Source organism: Pseudorhodobacter sp. W20_MBD10_FR17, assembly GCF_052119765.1.
Taxonomy (GTDB): domain Bacteria; phylum Pseudomonadota; class Alphaproteobacteria; order Rhodobacterales; family Rhodobacteraceae; genus Pseudorhodobacter.
On record NZ_JBGQOQ010000031.1, the window covers coordinates 1 to 25,685 of the forward strand.

Annotated in this window: 22 protein-coding genes; 18 read left to right on the forward strand and 4 right to left on the reverse strand. The window is 53.7% G+C overall.

Going from position 1 to position 25,685, the window contains the following annotated elements:
- Positions 1–549: 549 nt before the first annotated feature.
- Both ACEN2J_RS16785 and ACEN2J_RS16790 read right to left on the reverse strand, forming a co-directional pair.
- Positions 550–1,773, reverse strand: coding sequence for a pyridoxal phosphate-dependent aminotransferase (locus tag ACEN2J_RS16785; RefSeq protein WP_442107278.1), 1,224 nt, complete (start codon positions 1,771–1,773; stop codon positions 550–552).
- Positions 1,774–1,785: 12 nt separating this feature from the next.
- Positions 1,786–3,495, reverse strand: a complete 1,710-nt coding sequence (locus tag ACEN2J_RS16790) for a thiamine pyrophosphate-dependent enzyme (protein WP_442107280.1) — start codon at positions 3,493–3,495, stop codon at positions 1,786–1,788.
- A 185-nt stretch (positions 3,496–3,680) separates the two neighbouring features.
- Here ACEN2J_RS16790 and ACEN2J_RS16795 point away from each other — a divergent pair, with 185 nt between their 5' ends.
- The 6 genes from ACEN2J_RS16795 to ACEN2J_RS16820 all read left to right on the forward strand — a co-directional run bounded on the left by ACEN2J_RS16795 (position 3,681) and on the right by ACEN2J_RS16820 (position 11,546).
- A complete protein-coding gene (locus ACEN2J_RS16795) occupies positions 3,681–5,102 on the forward strand; it encodes an NAD-dependent succinate-semialdehyde dehydrogenase (protein ID WP_442107282.1) in 1,422 nt (473 codons plus the stop codon).
- A gap of 272 nt (positions 5,103–5,374) precedes the next feature.
- Entirely contained in the window at positions 5,375–6,937 is a 1,563-nt protein-coding gene (locus ACEN2J_RS16800) for an ABC transporter substrate-binding protein (RefSeq protein ID WP_442107284.1), read from the forward strand.
- Positions 6,938–7,019: 82 nt separating this feature from the next.
- Positions 7,020–7,973, forward strand: coding sequence for an ABC transporter permease (locus ACEN2J_RS16805; protein WP_442107286.1), 954 nt, complete (start codon positions 7,020–7,022; stop codon positions 7,971–7,973).
- A 23-nt stretch (positions 7,974–7,996) separates the two neighbouring features.
- Positions 7,997–8,872 carry an ABC transporter permease gene (locus ACEN2J_RS16810; RefSeq protein WP_442107288.1) on the forward strand — a complete coding sequence of 292 codons (876 nt, stop codon included), beginning with the start codon at positions 7,997–7,999 and terminating at the stop codon, positions 8,870–8,872.
- The gene (locus ACEN2J_RS16815) at positions 8,872–10,533 is read left to right on the forward strand and encodes an ABC transporter ATP-binding protein (protein WP_442107290.1); all 1,662 of its coding nucleotides are present in this window, start codon (positions 8,872–8,874) and stop codon (positions 10,531–10,533) included. Before ACEN2J_RS16810 ends, ACEN2J_RS16815 begins: the two co-directional genes overlap by 1 nt.
- Positions 10,534–10,637: 104 nt before the next feature.
- The gene (locus tag ACEN2J_RS16820; protein WP_442107292.1) at positions 10,638–11,546 is read left to right on the forward strand and encodes a LysR substrate-binding domain-containing protein; all 909 of its coding nucleotides are present in this window, start codon (positions 10,638–10,640) and stop codon (positions 11,544–11,546) included.
- 42 nt (positions 11,547–11,588) lie between these two features.
- Here the strand turns inward: ACEN2J_RS16820 and ACEN2J_RS16825 are convergent, their stop codons facing one another.
- Positions 11,589–13,112, reverse strand: a complete 1,524-nt coding sequence (locus tag ACEN2J_RS16825; protein ID WP_442107294.1) for a 3-hydroxyacyl-CoA dehydrogenase — start codon at positions 13,110–13,112, stop codon at positions 11,589–11,591.
- A 245-nt stretch (positions 13,113–13,357) separates the two neighbouring features.
- Between ACEN2J_RS16825 and ACEN2J_RS16830 the strand changes: the two genes are divergently transcribed.
- From ACEN2J_RS16830 to ACEN2J_RS16865, 8 genes are all read left to right on the forward strand, one after another.
- On the forward strand, positions 13,358–14,536 hold the full coding sequence (locus tag ACEN2J_RS16830) for an acyl-CoA dehydrogenase family protein (RefSeq protein ID WP_442107296.1): 1,179 nt from the start codon (positions 13,358–13,360) through the stop codon (positions 14,534–14,536).
- Positions 14,533–15,762 (forward strand): CaiB/BaiF CoA transferase family protein, encoded by a 1,230-nt coding sequence (locus tag ACEN2J_RS16835; protein WP_442107298.1) that lies wholly within the window; start codon positions 14,533–14,535, stop codon positions 15,760–15,762. Before ACEN2J_RS16830 ends, ACEN2J_RS16835 begins: the two co-directional genes overlap by 4 nt.
- Before the next feature lie 43 nt (positions 15,763–15,805).
- A complete protein-coding gene (locus ACEN2J_RS16840) occupies positions 15,806–16,933 on the forward strand; it encodes an acyl-CoA dehydrogenase family protein (RefSeq protein WP_442107300.1) in 1,128 nt (375 codons plus the stop codon).
- A gap of 20 nt (positions 16,934–16,953) precedes the next feature.
- Positions 16,954–17,964: an NAD(P)H-dependent flavin oxidoreductase gene (locus tag ACEN2J_RS16845; RefSeq protein ID WP_442107302.1), complete on the forward strand. Its 1,011-nt coding sequence runs from the start codon at positions 16,954–16,956 to the stop codon at positions 17,962–17,964.
- Positions 17,965–17,982: 18 nt separating this feature from the next.
- Complete coding sequence (locus tag ACEN2J_RS16850) at positions 17,983–19,341, forward strand: MmgE/PrpD family protein (protein WP_442107304.1); 1,359 nt, start codon at positions 17,983–17,985, stop codon at positions 19,339–19,341.
- 63 nt (positions 19,342–19,404) lie between these two features.
- Positions 19,405–20,610: a 3-oxoadipyl-CoA thiolase gene (pcaF, locus tag ACEN2J_RS16855; RefSeq protein WP_442107306.1), complete on the forward strand. Its 1,206-nt coding sequence runs from the start codon at positions 19,405–19,407 to the stop codon at positions 20,608–20,610.
- Entirely contained in the window at positions 20,610–21,395 is a 786-nt protein-coding gene (locus ACEN2J_RS16860) for an enoyl-CoA hydratase-related protein (RefSeq protein ID WP_442107308.1), read from the forward strand. The genes pcaF and ACEN2J_RS16860 overlap by 1 nt, the downstream gene beginning before the upstream one ends.
- 3 nt (positions 21,396–21,398) lie before the next feature.
- Positions 21,399–22,166: an enoyl-CoA hydratase-related protein gene (locus ACEN2J_RS16865; protein WP_442107310.1), complete on the forward strand. Its 768-nt coding sequence runs from the start codon at positions 21,399–21,401 to the stop codon at positions 22,164–22,166.
- Positions 22,167–22,465: 299 nt separating this feature from the next.
- On the opposite strand, the gene ACEN2J_RS16870 is transcribed toward ACEN2J_RS16865, so the two are convergent.
- Positions 22,466–23,008 carry a hypothetical protein gene (locus ACEN2J_RS16870; protein ID WP_442107312.1) on the reverse strand — a complete coding sequence of 181 codons (543 nt, stop codon included), beginning with the start codon at positions 23,006–23,008 and terminating at the stop codon, positions 22,466–22,468.
- A 124-nt stretch (positions 23,009–23,132) separates the two neighbouring features.
- Here ACEN2J_RS16870 and ACEN2J_RS16875 point away from each other — a divergent pair, with 124 nt between their 5' ends.
- The 4 genes from ACEN2J_RS16875 (at position 23,133) to ACEN2J_RS16890 (ending at position 25,683) form a co-directional block, all read left to right on the forward strand.
- Positions 23,133–23,360, forward strand: coding sequence for a hypothetical protein (locus ACEN2J_RS16875; protein WP_442107314.1), 228 nt, complete (start codon positions 23,133–23,135; stop codon positions 23,358–23,360).
- A gap of 88 nt (positions 23,361–23,448) precedes the next feature.
- Complete coding sequence (locus ACEN2J_RS16880; protein ID WP_442107316.1) at positions 23,449–23,616, forward strand: hypothetical protein; 168 nt, start codon at positions 23,449–23,451, stop codon at positions 23,614–23,616.
- A 204-nt stretch (positions 23,617–23,820) separates the two neighbouring features.
- Positions 23,821–24,348, forward strand: a complete 528-nt coding sequence (locus tag ACEN2J_RS16885; protein ID WP_442107318.1) for a DUF3489 domain-containing protein — start codon at positions 23,821–23,823, stop codon at positions 24,346–24,348.
- A gap of 579 nt (positions 24,349–24,927) precedes the next feature.
- A complete protein-coding gene (locus ACEN2J_RS16890) occupies positions 24,928–25,683 on the forward strand; it encodes an aspartate/glutamate racemase family protein (protein WP_442107320.1) in 756 nt (251 codons plus the stop codon).
- Positions 25,684–25,685 lie beyond the last annotated feature (2 nt).

Sequence of the window (25,685 nt, forward strand, 5' to 3'; positions counted from 1 at the left end):
TGTCTCGCAACAACAAATCAACCAGATACGCCGCCAACCTTCAAACCGCCCAAACACCAGATTCAGTCATAGCTCCCACAGAACGTCGCAAAATGGGTTCATGCTTCGCGCATCATGGTGTATTTGCCCATGCAGGCAAGTAGTGTTGCTCAATTAAATGGTGCCAAATGATCAATCGGCGAAAGCTCATGGGTATTCAAAGATTGGTTCCGCATCCATGATGGGTCACATCTCAATGGGGGCAAGTTCGCCTGCTTCCTGACTTCGCTGCGGGGCAATACAGAAACAAACTGCATCCTGAATGTGCTGAAGTAGCTGCTATGGCGACGACATAGTTTCAAGAGCTCGCGGGGCCACTCATTCTTGCCCCACGCCCTTTAGGAGAACCAAGTACGGACGCCGTCACTAGTGTGGCCCCAAAAACGCGTCACTATCACTAATGAGATATGCAAGTCAGGACAGAGCGAAGGGGGTCCGCCAACTTAAAGATGTAGCAACTGGGCGGATTTTGATCGGGGGTATGGCTTTCAATTCGCCAAATTTTGCCCCTTAGTTTTTAACACAATGCGCAGTGCGCAATGTGTTGATTGCATCAACAATGCGTTGGCAACCATCTTGGATAACGTCTTCAGATGTCGCGATGGAAATTCTGAAATACGGATCGCAGAAGAAGCCAGCGCCGGGCACAGTTACGACGTTATGTTGCTCCAGCAGAAGTGTACAAAAATCGCTGGAAGTCTCTATTTTTCGTCCTTGTGGCGTCTCTTTTCCAAGAAGTTTCGCGCAGTTAGGAAAAATGTAAAAAGCGCCTTCTGGCGTTGCCAATTCAAGTCCCGGTGCTTGGGCCAAGATCGATACCGCCAGGTCACGTCGGCGTTGATAGGTTGCACGCCACGTTTCCAGAAAGTCCTGCGGTCCGTTTAGTGCCTCTACTGAGGCAGCCTGGCTGATCGAACAAGGGCCGCCATTTGACTGGCTGAACACCTTGCGAATGGCGTTGACCCATTGTGTTGGACCAGCTGCATAGCCGATCCGCCAGCCTGTCATCGCATAGCTTTTTGAGACTCCATTGACTGTCAGGATACGGTCCCTCAGCTCTGGGGCAACCTCGGCAAGTGTTGCAAAGATATTTGGGGCAAATACGATATGCTCGTATAGATCGTCGCTCAGCACCCAGACGCCTGGAAAGTCAGCTAGCACCTTGCCCAAGGCCGCCAGCTCATCTGCACTATAGACCGCTCCTGTGGGATTAGATGGCGAGCAGAGCAGCAAGAGGCGCGTTTTAGCGGTAAGGACTGCGCGCAGTTGGTTTGGCGTGATTTTGAATCCGCTATCCATACCGCACTCAACAAGCTTTGCTTCGGCGCCACAAAGGTCAATCATGCCGACATGCGAAGTCCAGCAAGGCGTTGGCAAGATAACCTCATCCCCCGGACCTGCCACGGCCTGAATTGCAACCGCCAGTAAAGGCTTTGCCCCGGACGCGACGACGATCTGGTCCAAGGCAAAGTCCAACCCGTTGTCACGGCGAAACTTGGCTGCAATTGCCTGCTTCAATTCTGGCGTGCCGTCGACTGCGGTATAGCGGGTTTTGCCGTCATTGATCGCTTTGATGCCGGCTTCGCAAATAGCGGCAGGCGTATCGAAATCTGGTTCGCCGACCGAGAAATCGAATAGCTTTTGACCATTTGCTCGCAGTTGGGCCGCGCGGTCAAAAACATCGGAGATGGCTGATGGCTTGAGCCGGGTTAACGCACTGTTCAATTGTGGCATGGGCTGCGCTCCTTAAATGGGCTCAATGTCGGAAATATCCATGTTGGGCCCAAAATTATCTGGCCCAACAATCACGTGGATGACCGCAAGCTTGTTGCTGGCCCAAGCCCGTTCAAACGCGGGGATAAACTCTTCCGTGCTGGTAACTGTTTCACCGTGGCCGCCGTAAGCAACCGCTAGAGTTGCAAATTCCGGGCTTTTCAAAACGGTTCCGGTATAACGTCCAGGGTGGCGGCGCTGTTGGTGCATACGGATGGTGCCGTACATAGCGTTATCAACAACGATGCAAATAGGGTTCACGCCGTATTGCGCCGCTGTGGCCAGTTCTTGTCCGTTCATCAGAAAATCACCATCACCGCCGATATAGACTGCGGGGCGATTGGGTGACTCAATCTTAGCGGCAACTGCCGCAGGGACGCCATAACCCATTGCACCGGAAACCGGAGCCAAACCAGACCGGTATGACCGATAAGAGTAGTAGATATTAGGCCAGTCGCCTGCGTTACCTGCGCCGGTAGTCATAACTGTATCGGCAGGCAGGCGGGTGTTTAGGTAACGCATCACTTCACCCATATCGACAGGGCCCGCTTGCGGTGGCAACTGCATCATCTCGATATATTGTGCGCGCAAGGCTGTGCGACCTTTGACCCAAGCTGCGGATGTCAGTGCGGGAAGGGCCAGTAAGGCTTCGGCAAAGGCATTTGGGTCGGCCTGCACAAGCATTTCTGCGTTATACAGGCGGCCGAGTTCCTCGGCGCCGGGGTGAACGTGGATCAGAGTATTGTCGGGGAGTGGCGATTTGATAAGCCGAAATTTCAGCGTGTCACCATCGCCCAGACGGCTGCCGATTGCTACGATCACATCGGCTGTGCTGGCGTAGTCGTTCGGAATTGGCGCGCCGCCAAACCCAAGGTTGCCAACATAATGCGAATGGTCGTTTGGAAATAAGCCGTGTCGCCGAAACCCAACGCAGACCGGAAAGTCATGCTTTTCAGCCGCAGCGATCATGGTGTTATAACCCGCCTCTGACCAACCGCTGCCACCAAGCAAGATAAGGGGTCGTTCTGCCTTTGATAGGATCGCGTGAATCTTAGCCATTTCGGGCAGAGAAGGCGATACGGGTGTCATTTGTGCTGGTGGCAGGTCTGCGACTGTCGACATGTCACGCAGCATATCTTCTGGCAATACAAGCACAACAGGCCCGGGGCGACCGGATTTTGCGACACGGATCGCGCGGTTCACCAGCTCTGGCAGGCGCGCGGCATCATCGATCTCACAGACCCATTTGGCCATCTGGCCAAAAACCCGGCGATAATCCATTTCCTGAAAAGCTTCTTTGTCGCGGTGGGTGCGGGCAATTTGGCCCACCAAAAGCAACAGCGGCGTTGAACCCTGAAATGCCGTATGAACACCGATAGAGGCATTTGTTGCACCGGGGCCGCGCGTAACAAAGCAGACGCCCAATTCGCCGGTCAGGTCTGCATGGGCCGTCGCCATAAAGCATGCACCGCCTTCGTGGCGGCAGCTGATATAGCTCATCGTGTTCGCGTGATCTTCCATCGCGTCCAGCGCTTCGAGGTAGCTTTCGCCGGGCACCCCAAAAATTTTGCTGCATCCGTTTTGGACTAGGGCGTCCACAAGAATTCTTCCGCCGCTGCGCGTCATGGTCGACCTCCGCAAGAAATTTATGTTCTGCCTATGGGTAACGTCCCGAAATACCATCAAACAATGGAATTACTTTCAGACCGCTTGAAACAAACTATGCCTCGCAGGGATTTCGACACAAAAACCTAATAGGACACAAAATTTTCCAATCTACACAAATGAATTTCAATTGTTGAGCAAGGGCTAACGGCTCAGTGTTCTGGAGACTAGGCATCAGTAGAAATGAAAAGAAGGTTCAAAAAATGGCATTGCACTACCCCGATCAGCACTTATTCATTGATGGAACGTTTCGATCGGGGGTGAACGGCACGCTCGACGTTCTTAACCCCAGAACCAATCTGGCCATTGGCGTTTGTTCGATTGCTGGACAAGCCGACTTGGATGACGCTGTTGCTGCCGCAATGTCCGGGTTTTCTATTTGGGCCAAGACTCCTGCTCATGATCGCGCTGTTTTTTTGCGCAGAGCCGCCGATCTGCTTGAGGAGCGGGCGAACGTAATCGCGCAGCTTATTCACCTTGAACAGGGCAAGTCGATTGCCGAAGCCGAAGCAGAAGTCTGCTACTCAGCCGAAGTTCTGCGGTGGAACGCAGGCGAGGCAGAGCGCATCTATGGTCGTATAATTCCGGCGCGTAGGGCAGGGGAACGTTTGATGGTTTTGCCCGAACCTGTGGGGCCCATATTAGCACTGACGCCGTGGAACTTTCCAATTTATCAACCCGTTGCCAAGATTGCACCGGCGTTGGCCGCAGGGTGTTCGGTCATAGTCAAGCCATCGGAGGAAACGCCTGCAGGCGCGACTGCGTTGATCACGGCCCTGCATGATGCTGGTATTCCCAAGGGTGTTATCAATATGGTGTTTGGTGATCCTGCGATGATATCAACCTATCTGATCGCATCGCCAGCCATCCGCAAGATTTCCTTCACGGGGTCCGTTCCGGTCGGGCGGATCATTGCCGCGCAGGCCGGGCAACACTTGAAGAAAGCAACATTGGAACTGGGTGGTCATGCCCCAGTCATCATTTGCGAGGATGTTGCTGTCGAAGCTGTGGCACGTCTTTGCGCGGAGCAGAAGTTCCGCAATGCCGGGCAAGTTTGCGTTTCGGCCAGTCGGTTTATTGTACAGCACAGTATCAAAGATGCCTTTGTGAAAGCATTTCAGGCGGCAAGCGAGAGTCTATTGTTGGGCCCATTGCTTAACGCTCGGCGCGTCGATGCGATGGAAAACTTGGTTGCCGATGCGGTCCGGTCTGGTGCAAAGCTTTTGACCGGAGGAGTGCGGCCGAATGGCGCGGGCAATTTCTACCCCGCCACTATCTTGCTTGATCCGCCCCCACTATCTCGGATTATGCAAGACGAGCCCTTTGGCCCGATTGCGTCGATAACAGGTTTTGACACACTGGATGAAGCTTTGGAAATAGCCAATAGCTTGCCTTATGGGCTGGCAGCGTATGGATTTACCCAAGCGGCTGATACCGCTGAACAGCTCATGACCGAAGTGGACGCTGGAATGGTTTTGATCAACACTTTCGGGGCGATGTACCCAGAAACGCCGTTTGGTGGCGTAAAAGACAGCGGGTATGGCAGCGAAAACGGCAAGGAGGGTATACAAGCCTATCTGAGCCCAAAGCTGGCTGTGCTGGGGGCGGCTACCGTTTCAGGATGAATGGATTTGTGTAACTAGCTATATCTATTAAGTTTTTCAAAATTACCAACATTCTACTGAATGGCCGAGGGCATGCCGATACAGGCACGTCTTCGGCCATTCGTGCGGTTTTGGATGGGTGGTGGCAAGGCTTTGCGGCCTTACATATGCAAGGCAAGGATTCAATACGATTGAACCCTTTTCACTAGTGGATTAGGGCATTGAGGTGTCAGCGTCGTCGGATGCCTACATCGAGGGGGGTGTTGGTATTCATCAGATCGGGAGGATCTAACATGATCAACAAAAATGGTCTCTGGCAGCCAACGCGGCGGGATTTCGGGAAAAGCCTACTTGCGGCATCATCATTGGCGGCGGCCTATGGTTTTGGGCTGGGCACTGCGCAGGCGGCAACGCCAAAACGCGGTGGACATCTACGGATTGCAAGTTATGCCAGCAGTGCTAATGACAGCATGGACCCTGCAAAAGCCGTTTTCGCAAATGACTACTTTCGTTGCTTTACTTTTTACAACGCATTGACTCGCCCAGACGTCTCGGTTCAGGCGCAACCCGATCTTGCAGAAAGCTGGGAAGCATTCGACGGCGCAAAGCGCTGGGTCTTTAAAATCAGAACCGGTGTCCAGTTCCACAACGGAAAAACCCTGTCGGCACATGACGTTGTCTATTCGATGAACCGGCATAAAATACCGGAAACTGGCTCGGCGGCAAAAGCAATTGCAGATACATTCGCAAGCGTTGTGGCGCTGGATGATCAAACCATAGAGTTTGTCCTTTCGACAGGCAATGCGGACCTTCCGCTAGTTCTTGCAACGGCGCATTTTGTTATTGTCGCCGATGGCGCAAGCGATTTCTCGGCAGGTGGTTTCGGAACCGGCCCTTATAAATTGACTGAATTCCGTCCCGGCATCAAAACCCTTGCGGAACGAAATGATAACTATCACCGCCCCGGCGCACATGTTGACAGTATCGAATTGTTCGGCATCACCGATAGTATTGCCCGCACCAACGCCTTGGTATCCGGGCAAGCCGATATTATCCTGAAAGCCGAAAAGAACACGCTGGACCTTATCAATAGCACGCCCACGACCGAGGTTTTCCGCACGCCGTCTTCAGGGTTCCCGTGCATCTCGATGACCGTAGACATGGCCCCGTTTGATAACAATGATCTGCGCCTTGCGATGAAGTACATGATCGATCGCGAACGTTTGCTGAAAACGTCGTTTAACGGTTTCGGCGTGTTGGGCAACGATCATATTTTCCATCCAGACAGCATCTACTATAATGCAGATATTCCGCAGCGCGAGATGGATCTGGATAAGGCAAAGTTTCACCTGAACAAAGCCGGAATGGTTGGCCAGACGATTGACATGCATGTGTCTGAAGCATCGGTTGGCGGCATTGATATCGGGCTTACCATGCAGCAAGCCGCCGCAAAGTCAGGGCTGAACTTGAACTTGCGACGAGAGCCTGCAGATGGCTTCTGGTCCAATATTTGGGCGAAGCGGTCGTTCTATGCGGCTGAATGGAACCCGCGTCCTGTGTATGACATGATCTTATCTTTGGCGTTTATGCCTGGTGCTGCATGGAACGAAACCCATATCAACGATCCAAAGCTGGCCAGCTTGATCGAACAAGCGCGGGGCGAAACTGACCAAGCTTTGCGCAAAGAACTGTATGGTGAAGTGCAGTTGATCACCAATGAATCCGGGGGCTACGGCATTCCGCTGTTCTTTGATTTTGTCGATGCAAAAACGACCGCTGTGCAAGGCATCGAACCTATCCCGCTGGGCTATATTGGTGGTCTCTACTTTGCAGAATCCGTTTGGCTTGATCAGTAAACAGAATAGGGCCAGGCAGCAATTCTGCTCTCTGGCCCGGTTTTCAAGATAAACAAACCTATCAGGTCAATAAGGAACGTCCATGCTCGCAAAATTAGTTTTTAAGCGATTACTCGCGGGTATCGCGACGCTCTTCCTTGTTTCCATACTGGTCTTTTTTGCGTCCTCTATCCTGCCCGGCGATGTGGCCGAAGCAGTGTTGGGCCAGTCTGCAACCCCTGAAACGGTGGCCGCGCTGCGCGAAAAGCTTGGTCTTACACGACCACTTTGGGAACAATACTCCGTTTGGTTGGGCGGGTTTCTTACCGGCGATCTTGGCTATTCACTGGCAAGCGGTGCCGCCGTATCGCAGCTTATTCTTGACCGGATGTCGAATACACTTATCCTCGCCGGCCTTACTTCGGTGATTGCGGTGCCTGTTTCTATAATATTGGGGTTGGTGGCTGCTACCTTTCCTGGCAGTCTTGGCGACAGGCTTGTTTCCGTCGGCTCGTTGGTTTTGGTTTCGATCCCAGAGTACCTGACAGCCACCATTTTGGTGATGGTGTTTGCAATTGGGCTGAAATGGTTTCCGGCGATTTCCTATTCAACCGAGTTCACTTCCTTCGGTCAGATGATGTCAGTCCTTGCACTGCCTATCTTGGCGCTTTCGGCATCTATCACCGCCCAGATGTCGCGCATGACACGGGCGACTGTTTTGAACCTTTTGGTTAGCCCGTATGTTGAAATGGCTTTGCTGAAAGGTGTTTCGCGTTGGTCGATCATCTTTCGGCATGTTGTGCCGAACGCGATTGGTCCTATCGCCAACGTGATCGCGCTAAATCTTGCTTACCTTCTCAGCGGTGTTGTCATCGTTGAAACAATCTTCGCATATCCGGGCCTCGCCAAACTTTTGGTCGATGCGGTGTCTAGCCGCGACTTTCCGGTCGTTCAGTCTTGCGTGCTTTTGTTTTGCGCCGGTTACGTTGTGTTGATGTTGATCGCAGATGTCTTGGCTATTCTTGCGAACCCTCGTCTGCGCCGTAACAACCATTGAAATCTAGAATAGGGAAACTGACGATGATCGACGCAGCAGCGGATACTCTCGTAGAGTCACCTCAGCCGGAGAACAAATCTAAGCCGTTGGGAACGGCGGGCTATATCGGCGTCGCGATCTTGGGGTTTTGGTTTATCATCTTTGTGCTGGGGGCGTTCATCGCGCCCTATGACGCGACAGAATTTGTTTCGGATGATGGGTTTTTGGCACCGTCAACTACGTTCTTGTTGGGCACCGACTATCTGGGCCGCGATTTGTTATCGCGGCTTTTGGTCGGAACACAGCTGACGTTGATCATGGCGATTTGTGCGACAGTGATCGCCTCGGGCTTAGGCACAGTTTTGGGTGTTTTGGCTGCTGTCGCGGGTCGGTCGGTTGATATGATACTTAGCCGCATAAATGATGCGTTTTTGTCATTCCCCACCACCATCCTCGGGCTGGTTATCATTGCCGCGCTGGGGGCAAGCATTCCGGTTTTGGTTGTTACCACTGGGTTTATTTATGCTAGCAGTGTGTTTCGGGTGTCGCGCGCTTTGGCAATGGATCAGGTCCAACTTGATTATGTCGTTGTTGCCCGTGCACGCGGGGAAGGGCACGTTTGGATCGCGCTACAAGAGATTCTTCCTAACATATACGGCCCTCTATTGGTCGATTTTGGGATGCGTCTTGCCTTTGCAATCTTGTTTCTTAGCGCGTTGAGCTTTCTTGGCCTAGGCGTGCAGCCGCCGCTTGCTGATTGGGGCACTTTGGTCCGCGAAAACATGACTGGCCTGACATCTGGTGTGCTTACTCCAATCTTCCCAGCAATTGCGATTGCCAGTTTTGCGGTCGGTTTGAATCTTATCGTTGACGACCTTGCGACGCGCTCGGGTCAAGACATCGCCGGAAAGTTGATTTAATGCAAAATGATCTTGTGTTTGACCACCTCACAATCTGCCGTGAAGATACTGGTGCAGAAATTGTCAGCGATATTTCGTTCCGAGTTGCACCGGGAAAAGTCTTGGCTTTGATTGGTGAGTCAGGCTCCGGCAAGACCACTATATCTCTAACCGCACTCGGTTATGTGCGGGCTGGCCTTCGTGTAACCAAGGGGTCGGTTCATTTTGGTGATACCGACGTTCTTGCGTTGTCGGGAAAAAAGCTAAGGGACTTTCGGGGCGCTCAGATCGCGTATATCGCACAAAGTGCGGCCGCCGCTTTCAACCCGTGTATGACGATTGGTGTGCAGGTTTCTGAGACCGCACGGATCCACAATATCGGCGACGCGAAATCCAGAAGGATCACCACGCAGGCACTTTACACCGAATTGCAGCTTCCGGATGTCGAGGGCATTGGCTCTCGGTACCCGCATGAGGTTTCGGGTGGTCAATTGCAACGATTGATGGCCGCGATGGCAATGTCTGGCGAGCCTGCGTGTATTGTTTTTGATGAACCAACCACCGCTCTGGATGTGACGACTCAGGTTGACGTGCTCCAGAACTTCAAGGCATTGATTAAAGGTCATAAAATTGGGGCGATTTATGTATCCCATGATTTGGCAGTTGTTGCACAAATTGCAGATGAAATCATCGTGCTGAAGGCAGGAAAAGTTGTTGAACAAGGCAGTGTTGAACAAATCATCACGAATCCGCAGCACGAATATACCAAGCTTTTAATCGCGGCGAGCGACCCTGATATAGCCTGCGCGGCGCCTGCGCAAAAGACCACCCCTGCCACTGCGGGGTCTAAAACTGAGTCGGTTGTGGCTATCAATCCGGTGCTAAGCGTGCGCAACCTGAGCGCGGGATATGGCGGCGCAGGTAAGGGCAAAGAGCCGCCACTCAAGGTTCTGCACTCTGTTGATATGGAGGTTAAGGCCGGGGCTATTCATGCAATTATCGGCGAGTCTGGGTCTGGAAAATCCACTTTGGCGCGGGCAATTAGCGGGCTCATGCCGTATTATCAAGGGGATGTCCAACTGGATGGAATCTCCCTTTCGCCCAACCTGCATGAGCGAAGCAAGACAGATTTGGCACGCGTTCAGATGGTTATGCAGATGGCAGATGTTGCGCTGAATCCTGCGCACAGGATTGAAAAAATTCTGCGCCGCCCAATCGAGTATTTTACCGGCGACAGGGGGAGCGCCGTCGACGACCGGATTGCCGAATTGATGACGCAGGTCAAGCTTTCACCGGACCTTATGAAGCGGCTTCCGCGTGAACTTTCCGGCGGGCAAAAGCAGCGCATTAATTTGGCACGAGCATTGGCGGGCAATCCTCGCGTCGTCCTATGTGACGAGGTGACTTCGGCGCTGGACACAGTGGTTCGCAATGCGATTATCGACTTGATCCGGCAATTGCGTGATGAACGTGGCCTGTCCTTTGTCTTGATCAGCCACGATATTTCTACTGTGGCGGCGATGTGTGACAGCGTGACCGTGATGCACTTGGGTCAGGCGGTTGAACAGGGGCCGACCCTAGATATTTTGCGCGCACCCAAGAAAGAGTATACGCGGACGTTGATGCGCTCTGTGCCTCATTTGCAAGTAGGCTGGCTTGAACAGGCCATTGCCCAACGTTAGGCTGATCGTGTAACCAAGCCAGTGAATGATGTGCAGTTATGTGATATGACTCAGTTGCTTGTCTGGATTTTCTGCATACCCCCTAAGTGATAGAAAGAGAGCTGATGGCGCGTAAACTTCCCCCGTTTGCCGCATTGCGCGCTTTTGAGGCACTTGCGCGCCGCAAAACATTGCAAGACGCGGCTGATGAGTTGCGAATTTCAAGCTCTGCGGTCAGCCATCAAGTCAAATCTCTGGAAACGTTCCTGAGCGCTAAACTGTTTACGCGATCCTCGTCGAATGGACTAAAGCTGACGCCTATCGGGATAAGCTTTGTCGCAGGGCTAGGGGACGCGTTGGACCAGATCGAAGCATCTACGCTTGCGGTTTTGAATTCACGACAGTCGGGCACGTTGTCAATTCACCTATATCAATCCTTGGCGCAGTCTTGGCTGATCCCGCAGCTACATGATTTTCTGTCCCAGAACCCAGACATTTCAATCCGTACCCATACGATGCATGATGAAGTGGACCTGTCCGGCACGGATATTGACCTTGCGATTGTATTTGCGTCCAATGAGGATGAATACCCCAATCTGTCGGATAAACTTATTGATGAAATGATATTTCCCGTTTGCGGGCCGGGATTTATTGAGGCCTTTGGCGCGATCACTTCGCCACGCGATTTGCTGAAACACAATCTACTTGCGTGCTCTTACACGCCAAATGAATGGGCTGAATGGTTTGCTGCTGCGGGCGTCGATGCAAGCGAACTACCTGAGCCCAGGTTGACGTTTGACAAGCGGTCACACGTTCTACAGGCGGCCCGCGAAGGCTTGGGGATAGCTATGGAACGCACACCGTTTTCATCGGTCATGCTGCGTCAGGGCAAGCTTTTGCCTGCAAGTAATATAAGGGTGCCAACCGGATCAGGGTACTACCTCATGGCACCGCCTCGCTCGCTTGTTTTACCGCATGTCAAACAGTTTAGGGCGTGGATTCGGTTAATATGCGCCAATGAAAAATCAACTTAAACCCAGATATACATCATCGGTATAAGTTGCTCTTTCCACATGCTACAATCGGTCAGTGTGGTCTAAAGGCAGCCCCAGCAACGCGCGGCGGCGCAACCAGCTAGAAGGCCGATAGCGCCCGTCGTGGTAAAACTCGGTCAGCGCATTAAGCACGGTCAAAACGCGTGCTGTGCCGATGAAGTCACCAAATGCAATCGCACCACGCGGATATCCAAGCCCAAGGGTCGTCCCCAAATCAATATCTGCCGGAGTGGCGATACGTTGAGCTGCAATTTCGCAAGCAGTGTTGACGATGCCACACAGCATGCGCTGAACAATAAACCCGGGGCTGTCATGGATCATCGTTGGCTTACGGCCGCATGCAGCAATTAAGGCTATAGCCGCCTTTTGGAACTGTGGCAGCGTTGCAGGGGTATGCATCAACGTGAGCCGCGCAGCTTTTGGAAGCAGCATATCGACCGCAACTACCCGAGCGGGATCAAGACCTTGTTCGCAAGCCGTACTTGTGGCGTCATTGCCAAGCGGCGTTATCAAAATCAACGCCGTTTCACTGGGCCTATCACCCTGCTCAACTATTACATCTTGCCTAAGGCCAAGCATGGCCCGCAATGCATCATGTTCGACAGGTTCTTGACGCGAAATCCAGACTGGGCATTTGCATGCCGTCCAATCTGGAAATTCTTGTGGGGCGGCTTGGGTCATTTTTCCATCGGTATAAGTGTAAAAACCCGCACCCGTTTTGCGCCCAAATACGCAGCCAGCCACGCGCTGGGCCGAAAGTGGCGAAGGCTTGTAGCGCGGGTCATTATAAAACTGCGTATAAATCGAGGTCATCACATTATGGGATATATCAAGCCCTGTTAGGTCAAATAGCGCAAACGGTCCCAGCTTGAACCCGACGGCCTCGGTCATCACTTCGTCAATGTCGGTGAAGTCGCAGATGCCTTCTGAAAGTATTCGCAACGCCTCGGTACTATAAGCGCGGCCCGCATGATTGACCAAAAAGCCGGGCATGTCGGCGGCACGTATCGGCGTATGGCCCATCTGCCTAGACCAATCACAAAGCTTGTCCAAGATCAGGGGTTCGGTTTTTAGGCCGCCGATAACTTCGACCACTTTCATCAATGGGACTGGGTTAAAGAAGTGATAACCTGCAACCCGTTCGGGGCCTTGCAGCGCACTGGCGATAGCTGTCACCGAAAGCGATGAAGTGTTGGTTACCAAGACACAATTGGGCGAAACGATGGCCTCTAGGTCGCGCAGTATTGCCTGCTTCAAAGGTAGGTTTTCGGATGCTGCTTCGATCACAAGATCGCATTGCGAAAGACCTGTCAGCGAGTCTGCACAAAACAAAGAGTCAATAAAAGTTGTGCAGTTTCCAGTAGAGATCAGGCCCTTTTCTACTTTGCGACGAAGCATCGCCGAGACGAAATCCGCGGCATCTTGTCGAGCCGTAGCGTCGATGTCGAACAGCCAAACCTCGAAACCCGCTTCAACAGCTATCTGAGCGATTCCACGTCCCATCACACCTGCGCCAACAATCCCTAAAGTCATCGTTTTTTGCATGGCTTCCCCTTGCTCAGTTTTGGCATTTCAAGCGACTTGTCCGCTGTTTGGCGCCCTGAGAAGGGCTGACTTCCTGACTAAACTACGCGCGCGGAGGTCGTTCTGTCGCCGATATTCCATTCAAGGGTCGTTAGTATTTTTCAATTTTGCGTTCAAACTTTAGAAGCTATCGTTGGTTTAGTTGAGCAGGATCAAACTGTGCGGGCGCCATGGGTGCCTTGCATTTAGAGGAGCCGGACGAACCCATGCGCATTATTCCCACAGACGGAGAGTTGGCAGGCCTAAGAAGGCAAGTGCTTGATTTTTGTGCCAAAACCATTCCGGAAACGGTCTTTGGCCTTGAGCGTCAGGGCACTATGAGTGACGGTGATTCAAAGGATTTTTTCAAGGCGCTTGGCATGGCCGGTTGGATTGGCCGCCATTGGCCAGAGCAATTCGGCGGCAAGTCTGCCACCCATCTTGAAACGGCAATTATTGATGAGGCATTGGGCTATGGTCGTGCGCCGTTGTCGGCTTATTTGCTGTCGGTCAAGGTGTTTGGAAACTCGCTCATGCTGTTCGGCAATGATGCGCAAAAGGCAAAATATCTGCCGATGATCACTGCGGGTGACGCGATGTTTTGCCAAGGATTTTCCGAGCCAATGGCCGGATCTGACTTTGGCTCTTTGCGGACAACCGCAATTCGGGATGGTGATGACTATGTGGTGAATGGCCACAAGATCTGGACGTCATCGGCCGAAGTCGCGACCCATATGTATTTGGCCGCGCGTACAGATACAAAGGCCGTCAAGCATCGTGGAATTAGCCTTTTTGTGATGGATATGACGACGCCGGGAGTTCGGGTTAACAGCTTTGGCACTTTGGGCGGTGGCGTTCTGAACGAGGTCTTTCTAGAGAATGTCCGCATTCCAGCAGACGCGCTTTTGGGTGAAGAAAATCGTGGCTTTCATCAAGCGATGCAAAGCCTTGATCTTGAGCGGTCCTGCATGGATCGGGTCGGGGCGTCAAAGTTTTCGCTCGACCAACTGGTGCAATATGTTGAGACGCAAGGAAGTGACGGGCGTGGCGGTCGTCTGGCTGATGTTCCGGCAGTTCAAGAGAAGATCGGTGAATTGCGTGCCAAGTGGCAGGTTGCGCGCAGCTTTGGCTATTTAATCGCGCGCAACCTGGACGCAGGCAAAGGTGTCAGCGCAGAGTTTTCTTTTGGCAAGCTGTATGTTGGCCTGCTGACCCAAGCGATTGCCGATGCCACCGTCGATATCGTTGGGCCTCAGGCGCAGTTTGAAAATGGGTCGCCACTGGCTGTTGCAAACGGGCTTTTCCCAGCGGTCTTTCGGGCATCTCCGGCGCTTACTTTGGCGGGCGGTTCTAGTGAAATTCAACGTGGTGTTATTGCTGTTCGCGGACTGGGGATGCCAAGATGAGCGAGCTTTCAGGACCAATGGATGGCATTCGGGTCGTCGATTTTTCAGGATACATTGCAGGGCCATTCTGCACCCAAATTTTAGGTGATATGGGGGCCGATGTAATCAAGGTCGAGCCGCCAAAGGGTGAACAGTGGCGGGTGCAAGACCCGTTTGCGAAAGGCTTTAGCAAAAGTTTTGTTTCCCTTAACCGGAACAAGCGGTCGATCGTGTTGGATTTGAAGCAAAAAGCAGATCTAGACACCGCGTTAGAGTTGATCGCGACGGCCGACATTGTCGTTCACAATTATCGCCCCGGTGTCGCGGAACGCCTTGGCATCGGATATGATGCTGTCCGTGCCTTCAACCCTAACGTCATTTATGCCGTGAACTCAGCCTATGGACCAAACGGGCCACGCGCACAGCAAGCTGGTTACGATCTTGTTATTCAAGCAGTATCTGGATTGATCGCAGCAAACCCACGCCCCGATGGCAAGGCGCCACGCCGTTATGCTGGTATCGCGCTCATCGACTTTACAGCGGGCCAAACACTTGCAATCGGTGTGATGTCGGCCTTAATCAAGCGCATGCGCACAGGGCAAGGCACCCGTGTCGAAAGTACGTTGATCGAAGCTGCCCTTAGCTTGCAACGCCAAAAGCTGGTCTCTATCGAAGCTGTTGATGGGAAAACCCAGAGCAAAAATCCCGGAACTGTTTTGGACAGGGTGCAGGCTTGGGCGGGTCAGATGAACGATTTGGTGGAGCGAGAGCTATACTACCGCACATATGAAACGAACGACGGTTATGTCACAATTGGGTGCCTCAACGTGCCGCAGCGCCGCCACTTTATGGATTTGCTTGCGATTGATGACCCATGGTTTGAAAATCCCGACGCCCTTCCTGCCAGCCCCGACGAAGATCAAGAACGCCGTGCTTTGACTTTGGCGGCCGAATCCAAATTTACGCAAAAGTCTACCGCTGAATGGGTGTCGTTGTTCGAGGGGCGCGATGTGCCTTGCGCGCCGGTGCAGATGGCGGATGACCTTATGTTTGACGGCCAAGTGACCGCGGGCGGCTATTTTATCGACTTCGAATTGCCAGAGTTTGGGCAGGTTCGCACCATGGGCAACGGGCTTTCCTTTAATGGCAGGCCAAATGGTCATCTTCCTCCGCCAAGCCTTGGACAGCACACGGCTGAAATTCTCTCAGAACTCGCTGCCGCTTCTGATCAAACAAAGCGTGCGTGACACGTCCCGCTTCCACCCCATTCTCAAAGACTGGAATGCTTGAATGAATTACCAATCCCAGACCCCCGTCGGCATCAGTGACGACGACCTAGAGATGATCCAATCGGTAGCTCAAACTTTTGTAGCCAAGGAAGTGGCGACCAAGGTTGCCCGGCAAGCCGAGAAGAATGATTGGGCGCCAGCGACGGCGCTTTGGTCCGAGATGGCAGAACTTGGCTGGCTTGGCCTGATGTCGCCAGATGGGTTTGGCGGAGACGGTCTGCCCGCCATCTCCGTGATCGCACAAGAGCTCGGCAAAGCCGCGTTCCCGATGCCTTATTCTGAAACCGCCTGTTTCGTAGTCCCGATGCTGGCGCGTTTTGAAGATGGATCTGTCGCTGAGTTGCTGGAAAAACTCATTTCGGGTCAAGAGCTTGTGACTATAGGCACGTCGATTGCGGGTTTCCCGGCACGGCCGACAGATTGCGCCTTTTGGCCATTGGACAAGAATGAAGGCGGAAGCATTTGGATTGCCGATCACCTGGATCGCGCGACAGCGGTGCTGTTGCCGGTTCAAACCGATGAAGGTGTTTCACTGGCTTTGGTAAAAAAACCTGTTTCGGGTTGGGATGCCGTTCCGAATAGTGATCTGGCCAATAATTCTTATGTTGCGCTGAACTGGGCGGCCATTGCCAGCGGCGAAGTGAAGCTGCTTGGCAGCAATCGGTTGACCTGGCCAGAGCTTTCAGCGGCGTACGATGCATTGCGTGCCACGATTGCATCGCAGATCGTGGGTTTGTCGGGGGCGGCGCTGGATATGGCAGTTGCCTATGCCAAGGAACGCGAAGCATTCGGTAAACCAATTGGCAGTTTTCAAGCGGTGCAGCAGCGGTTGGCAGAGGCCTATATGGAAAACTCGGCAGCGCGACTGTTGGCGTCAGATGCCGCAATCGATCCGACCCCTGCCGCAGTTGCGATGGCCGCTATCCAGGCCTGTGAGGCTGGTCGCAAATGCACTTTCACCGCCCAACAAATCTGGGCCGGGATGGGCTACACACTGGAAGTGGATGTGCAGTTGTTCTTTCGGCGGACAAAGGCCAGACAGCTATTGCTTGGTACGCCATGGGCGCAGCGTGAAACGGTATGGCACCACGCGGTACAATCTTCGGCTCATGCGACAGGTGCATCATGACTGTTCAACTCAAGGAGCCAATGACCACGCCCAATGCGGCAGCGCGTGGAAAAGGTGAGGCTGTGTTCAAGACTCAGTTGACAGAGCTTTTGGGCATTCGACATCCGATCATTTGCGGTGGCATGTTTCGGGTAGGCAGAGCGCCACTGGCCGCAGCGGTTTCCAACGCGGGTGGTTTGGGGATTATCACCTCGGCAACTTTTGGTGATCTGGACAGTTTTGAAGCCGAGTTGAAGGAACTCAACCGTCTGACAACCAAGCCCTTTGGGGTGAACATCAACCTGTTTCCAACGGCCCGCCAGTATACTCCGGCGGACTACCTGGCGCTTTGCGTGCGGCACGGCGTTCAGGTTCTGGAAACCTCGGGGCAGAGCCCAGAACCCTACATGGAGCAGATCAAATCTGCTGGTATGAAAATCATTCATAAAGTGCCGGCAGCGCGGTTTGCTAAAAAGGCCGAAAGCATTGGGTGTGATGCGGTTGCTGTTGTAGGCAATGAAACGGGTGGTCATCCGGGGATGACAGACGTCAGCACGCTCGTCATGTTGCGTCAGGCGGCTGGGCTGGTTCAGATTCCTATTATTGCTGGGGGTGGTTTTGGCGATGGTGCCGGGTTGCTTGCCGCACTTAGCCTTGGCGCAGATGGCATCGTAATGGGCACGCGGTTTCTGGCAACGCAGGAATGTGCAACGCACCCAGCGGTCAAAGACTGGATGGTCAAGGCAACCTCTGATGATACTTTAATCATCCAGAAATCTATTGGTTCCCCCATGCGCGTGGCGCGTAATGCTTTGGCTGAGCAAGTGATTGCTATGGAAGCAGAAGGGGCAAGCCTTGATCAATTGCTTCCCCTGATAACTGGCAGCCGCAACCCGACAGTTTATTCAGAGGGCAAGCTGGATGATGCCGTTTGGTCATGCGGGCAAGTTGTCGGGTTGATCAACGACATCCCCACGTGCAGCGAGTTGATTGACCGGATTATTTCCGAAGCCGTTGATGCCATGACGAAATTGACCAGCAAAATTTGCTAAAACCAAGGACCAGGACCTATGGCTATCGCCTTTTCTGATTTCGTTCAAAATCTGCAATACGATGATATCCCGGAGCCGGTGCTGGCAGTTATGCGCCGCAGCATCCTTGATACAATTGGCGTGGCCTGCATTGGCCGCACGACAGAGCTGTCTGCGCGCATTGATACGGTTGTCTCACGCTTTTGGTCAACGGCTGATTTGCGCGATGGCGCACGTATGATCTTTGACGGGCGCGTTGTCAGCCCGGGCGGCGCCGCAATGTTTGGGGCGTATACCATCGATGCTGTTGACGCGCATGATGGTTATTCCGCAGTCAAAGGCCATGCTGGTTCGGGTATTTTCCCGGCGGTCATGGCTGCGGCAGACTATCTGCGGGCACAAGGAAAGCCGATTGACGGCAAGACCTTTATGACGGCGCTTGTCCTCGGGTATGAAGTCGCCTACCGGTCTGGCCTGTGTATGCATGCGACGGTTGCAGATTATCACACTTCGGGCGCGTGGACAGCGGTTGGCGCGGCAGCTGCTGTTGCCAGAATGCTGGGGCTGGACGCAGAGGGCATTCGGCATGCTGCGGGCATCGCAGAATACCAAGGCCCGCGTAGCCAGATGATGCGGTGCATCGATTTTCCAAGCAACCTGCGCGATGGTGTGGGCTGGGGCTCGCCTACGGGCATCATGTCGGCACTGATGGCCGAAACCGGATTTACTGGTGCGCCTGCGATTACCGCGGAAGGTGCCGATGCCGCACCATTCTGGGAAAGTCTGGGCACGGATTGGGAAGTGATGGGCACCCATTATAAACCTTATCCCGTCTGCCGCTGGGCGCATTCCTCAATCGATTCCGCCCAAGATTTGATGCAAAAGCACGCGCTTGACGCCAATAACATTGCTACCGTAGAAATCCGGACTTTCCACTATGCGACACGGCTTGCAGGGCATGCGCCAAACTCGTTGGATGAGTTTTGCTATTCGATAGCCTTCCCCGTTGCCGTGATGATCATGCGCGGTCAGATCGGAGTGGCGGAACTGGATGATGCGACTTTGGAAGACCCTGCGATCAAAGATCTGGCGAGCCGCGTAGAGCTGATTGATGATCCGCATTACACCAAGATCAGCACACGCCAACGCTGGGCCGAAGTCACGATTGTGATGAAGGACGGCACCCGTCATCAAGGTGCGCCCAGAACTCCGCGCGGGGATCCGGAAATGCCGCTTTCGGACGTAGAGATCTCGGATAAGTTTCACCTCTTTACCGATAGCTTGATCGGCAAAGAGCGTGCGCTGAAAATTGAACGCCTAACTGCGGCCATTGACACCGATCCTTCGGCTTTTGCCGCTTGGTTCGAATTGGTCCACGCGCCGATTGATCCGCGTTAAATTATAGCGGCGCGCCGGGTACTCCCCGTGTGCGCCGCGCTTGTAAAAGAAGGACGCGGGCGAATGGCCGAAGCTTACATTTGTGATGGATTACGTACACCGATTGGACGGTATGCTGGTGGCCTCTCGGGTGTTCGGGCCGATGACCTGGCTGCGATTGCGATTAGCGCCCTGCTGGCACGCAACCCGTCGTTGCTCTTGGATGAAATTGACGATGTAATCCTTGGCTGTGCAAACCAAGCGGGTGAAGATAACCGTAACGTGGCACGCATGGCAGGCTTGCTTGCGGGTCTGCCTGTCGCAGTGTCGGGAACAACGGTGAACCGGCTTTGTGGTTCGGGCTTGGACGCTGTCGGCATTGCAGCACGGGCCATACGTGCAGGCGAGGCCGACCTTTTGATCGCTGGCGGTGTAGAAAGCATGTCTCGGGCGCCTTTTGTTATGGGCAAAGCTGCGGCCGCTTTTACCCGTAGCGCGGAAATGCATGATACGACCATTGGTTGGCGCTTTATCAATGATCAGATGCGTGCGCTTCACGGTGTTGATAGCATGCCAGAGACGGCGCAAAACCTTGCAGATGATCTAGGTATATCGCGCAATGACCAAGATGAATTTGCACTGCGCTCACAGGCACGCGCAGCTGAAGCACAGGCACGTGGGCGTTTCTTGCATGAGATAACGCCGGTGACAATTACACATAAAAAAGCGCCCGCAAGCCAATTTATGGTGGATGAACACCCGCGCTTGACGACACTCGCAGATCTGTCGCGGCTGCGCCCGATCACCCGCGCCGACGGGTCGGTCACACCGGGAAATTCATCGGGTGTAAACGATGGTGCCGCAGCACTGATTATTGCGTCAGAGCGTGCTATCAAGCGTCACGATTTGCGGCCCTTGGCGCGGATCAGCGGGATGGCGACCGCTGGCGTTGCACCGCGCATCATGGGGTTCGGCCCTGCACCGGCGACCCAAAAACTTTTGGCGCGCCTTGGGCTTACGATCGGTGATGTTGATGTGGTCGAACTGAACGAAGCGTTTGCCGCGCAGGCGCTTGCGGTGCTGCGCGCGCTGGGGTTGCCGGACGATGCCGATCACGTGAACCCCAATGGCGGTGCAATCGCTTTGGGGCATCCCCTTGGCATGTCAGGCGCAAGATTGGCATTAACTGCTGCATTGGAACTAAAAGAGCGCCAAGCCAAGCGCGCCCTTTGTACGATGTGCATCGGCGTGGGGCAGGGCATTTCTTTGATGTTGGAACGAGTAGAGTGATGGATGAAACACCGCCGCCTGTTTTGTTGGTCGAACACATACTGCCCGGCGTGGCACTGTTTCGTATCAACCGTCCTGAGGCAAAAAACGCGCTGAACATGGCAGTGCGCCAAGCGCTTGCATCCTCATTCGCGCAAGCCGCCAAGGATAAGAGTTTGCGTTGCATCGTGCTGACAGGTGATGAGAACAGCTTTGCCGCTGGTGCCGATATTCGCGAAATGGTCGATGTCAGCGGGATTGAGCTATATCAACGCCACAATGAACGTCTTTGGGCGGCCATTGCGGATTGCCCTTTGCCAGTTATTGCCGCCGTCAACGGGTTCGCTCTTGGTGGCGGAATGGAACTGGCAATGCATGCCGATATCATCGTTGCGGGCCAATCTGCACGGCTTGGGCAACCCGAGGTAAAGCTGGGGATTATGCCGGGGGCAGGCGGCACACAGCGGCTCGTCCGCGCGGTGGGTAAGTTTCAGGCGATGCGGATTTGTTTGACTGGCGATCTTTTTACGGCGGCGAATGCACTGAACATGGGATTAGTTAGCGCGGTCGTACCGGACGATGAAACCTTGCCCGAGGCGCTTCGATTGGCCGCGCAAATAGCCGCCATGCCACCGCTGGCCGTCGGGTTGATCAAAGAAATAATCTTGCAAGGGGCCGATATACCGCTGGCGGCGGCGCTTACGCTTGAACGCAAAGGCCTTCAGTTCCTGTTCGGATCAAGCGACAAACAAGAAGGCATGCAGGCCTTTCTAGAAAAACGTAAACCTCAATTTACAGGGTGCTGAGCTATGACCGATGAAGTGGTTCAGTTTTCAAAAACCGAAAACGTCGCACGGATTTGTTTGAACCGCCCAGCCAAATTGAACAGTTTGACTGCCGACATGCTTCAACAGATCAGTGTCACATTAGAGGAAGTTGCACGAGACAGCACCCTTAGTGTGGTGGTGATAGAGGCAAATGGCCGCGCCTTTTGTGCGGGGCAAGACTTGACCGAGCGGCGTGCCATTCTTGATGGTGCGCGCATCGACCTGGGCGATGCCCTAGACGTTGGTTTGAACTGTATCGTCAAGCAAATGGCGGCGCTTCCACAGGCTGTGGTTTGCGCCGTGCAAGGCGGCGCCGCAGGTGCGGGGGCAAACCTTGCTTTTGCCGCAGACATAGTCATCGCAGCCCAATCTAGCTGGTTCTCACAGCCGTTTTCTAAACTTGGATTGGTCCCCGATGCAGGGGGGACTTGGACTATTCCCCGCTTGGTTGGAAATGCCAAAGCGCGCGGTTTTATGCTGTTGGGAGAGCCTATATCGGCCCAAACAGCTGAAGGTTGGGGTCTGATTTGGGCTGTCGTTGAAGATAGCCAGCTGGCATCAGCTATTTCGGACGTGACGTCAAAGCTATCTTTGCAGTCAGCAATCGGCTTAAAGCTTACCCGAGAGGCTTTGTTGGCCTCTCAGCAGAACGATCTTTATGCACAACTCGATCTGGAGCGCGACTACCAGCGCGAGGCAGGTTTCACGCCCTTCTATCGCGAGCAAGTCAGAAAGTTCTTATCAAAATAACTAAAATAGCGGTCGGTTCTGGCACGCCATTGTTAGTTGCTAACGGAATCTATCATAACAAAGTGGCTTGGGCGGGGAAGGGGAAGCGTCGCTTGTACATTTGAATTGTCAGGGCACTGCCCTGCGGCAGCGATCTGAGGTTGTAAGTCGAATAACAACTGGGAGATATGCATCACCGAAATAGGCGGAAAGTGCGCCACATAGGCGCGCATCCATCGACTCCGACATTTTCTCCTTCGCTATTATTCTCTTCTCTACATTCAAAATTGGGGGCGAAATTGTCCGTCAGATCGCCATTGTCATCCAAGCGAAACTCTGAGATCGGCAAGTGCTTCGAGTTGTGCTCTGACATGGGTTTCCAGCACCCTTTGCATGATCGCTGCATCGATCACCACTGGCTGGCCAGATTGTTTTTTCACCTCTGCAGCCACTTCGGCGGCCATTAACGCCGCCACCCTGCTGGGCCAAGTCACCCAAGTGTCGCGCTCTTGCCGGGCCAAGCGGAATACCAGCGCTTCAGCCCTGGCGCGATCTACCAACGCACCCTTCTTCTTCTGAATTGCCAGTTGACGTTCCTGCGCCTGGTAAACGGTCAGCGCCGTCCGGGCTTTGAGATAGCTGTCAGTTCCGCCACTGCCTCTAGTCGGCATGCCAGCATCGCCGCCAAGTGAGCGTCGCTGCTGATCGGGGTCGGTCGTTTCCATTCGGCGCGCGTCGGATGCGACAGCGTTGATCGACCCGTCGGCATAAAACACTAGCCTGCCGCTGCGTTTGGCGTTCTGAACCGCCCCTCGCGACATACCAGAATGATTGGAATATTCCCGCTCGCTCATGCCGTTCATTGCCTGCTCCTATGCAATCAAAGCAATGATATCGCTTGTTATTTTGTTGATCAAGGGCTGCTTTAGAGCGACGCTGGCTTAAAGCGCGATGCAGTCTGCGACGCGAAACAGCAAGGAAACAGCCATGACCAACCGCCGTGTCACGGACAACGCCAAGGCCATTGACGCATTCGTTGCCGCTAAGTGCGAAATCGACGCTATGCTTGATCGGCTCACCGCCCTTAGCAACAATCATTTCGACTTACACCCGGACGAGATAAGCTGGGGTCATGTCGGCACCCTGACCCATTACGCCAGCGTGCTGCGCCAGATCACTGACAGCGCGTTCAAGAAAGGCGAACACAAGGAATAAGGTCGGACTATTTCCCGCAAGCCCCCAGCTGGGGGCTTGGCTGCGTAGCAGGCAACGCATCCCGCGTGGCTCAAGTGTGGAGCCAGAGATGCCGAAGTTCACCGTGACATTGATAGAAACCCTCATCCACCGCGTGATGATTGAAGGGGTAACTGAATCTGCAGCCATGCGCGCGGCTGAAATCTTCCTGGCCAAAACGGATCATTACGATGAATATATCTTTGTGGCCAGTGGCTATCAGGCCACCAACACGTAAGCCGCTCCTGTCGATGCCCAACCCAATGTGAAAGACGAGGCCATACATGCCGATTTACCGCGCCCAGCGCCCGTCAGATCGAACAGTGATGCCATCACTGCCGCATGTGACGCCGTACGCCTCGGCTCTTGCGATGATGCCATCGCCCAGCAATTGTGCATCGCGGCCTTTCTTGCCCAGAATGACATGTGAGGAGAACCAGTCATGACGAAACTGACCGCGACGCAAACCGTCATCCTGACCGCCAGTGCCCAGCGCCTCGGCAATATTGCCATGCCGTTGCCGAAGGGTCTGCATGGTGCTGCGGCGAAGATGGTCGTTACCAAGATGATCGAACGTGGATTGATAAAAGAAGTCGACGCCGACATTCGCAAAGGCGATCCCCTCTGGCGTGAAACCGGTGATGGCAACGGCTCAACGCTCAAAGTAACCAATGCGGGGCTGACCGCAATCGGGATCGTGCCGGAACCAATGCCTCCGGCAAATCATCTTCTGTCCAATGTTTCCAATCTCGCACGCCCCGTCTCACGCTCGGGCACCAAACAGGCAAAACTGATTGCCCTGCTGGAAGCGCCGGAAGGCGCAACCATGGAGGTCCTCATCGCCGCCACCGGATGGCAGGCTCATACATTGCGCGGTGCCATATCGGGAGCGCTGGGCAAGAAGCTCGGGCTCACAGTGGCCTCCGCCAAGGAAGAGGGCAGGGCCCGGGTGTACCGGATCAGCCGGTGACGCCATGCTGCTTGATCGCCCTTTCCAACGGTTTGACCGAAGGCGCAGCAGCCACCACGGCTGCGGGCAGTCGAACTTGACTATGTGGGCGGTGGCAGGCCACAGCGCTGTTTCTAAAGCCGCCGGATCTCGTAAGTTTGGCAGGCTGGATTTGGCCTGGTGGATTTGACCAAGTGGATTTGCTGGATTCCACAATAAATCCAGTATCCCAAAATGGTGAACGTATAAATTACTGATAATTATGTATTTATTTCCACTTCTTATCACCAAGTGGATTTGGGTGGATTCCCCCACGAAATCCACTTTCGCTAGCGAAATGCCGCGCTGCGCCCCCCCGCATACGTTCAGTGGCAGGGAGGAACCATGCGGAGGGGCAGTGGGCAGAAGGCTTACACTCCCACTTAAATGTACGAAGTGTGATCCGAGATAGTCAACTCTTTCAGAGAGTTGCGGCTTGCATATTCCATTTCCAAATTCAATGAGGATGAACTACTATTGACACCACGAAACTGTATACACTACTGTCTTCAGATGATGCGAATTTGTCAAATGCAGTGATTATAGGAAGGGTCGACTACAGTGGGCTTAGAAAAAGGCGGCAAAACGATCTACGGAGCCAATCTTGGGATATTGATGCTCGAAACGAAATTTCCGCGCATTCCAGGGGATATTGGCAACGCGACTACATGGCCCTTCCCTGTGCAGTTTCGGGTTGTCCGCGGCGCTACGCCAGATTTGGTTGTAAAGCATGATGCCCGCCTGTTGACTGACAAATTTATAGAGGCCGCGAAAGATCTTGTTGCAAGTGGTTGCGATGGTATCACAACCAATTGCGGGTTTCTGTCCATCGTCCAAGATAAATTGGCAAATGCTGTCTCGGTACCAGTCGCCACGTCATCTCTCATGCAGTTCCAAATGGTGCAAGCAATGCTACCAGCGGGTAAACGCACGGGCATCCTGACGATATCCAAGCAGACGCTGACGCCAGCACATTTAGAAGCTGCAAAAGTACCACTAGACACACCAATCGTCGGTACGGAAGGCGGTCGAGTTTTCACCCGCGACATTCTAGGCGACGCACCAGAGATTGACTTTGCAGCCTGCCGACTGGATATGATTGACGCCGCACGTCAATTGGTGACCGAGCACCAAGATATTGGTGCAATCATTTTGGAATGCACGAACATGACGCCCTACGCGGCCGATGTGCGCAAAATTACGGGTTTGCCCGTTTTCTCAATCTACAGCTTTATCCAATGGTTTCAGCATGCGCTTGTCCCGGACAGGTTTCCTGCCCATCTGGATGACCCATTGCTTGGGCTTGCTGGGAGATAGCC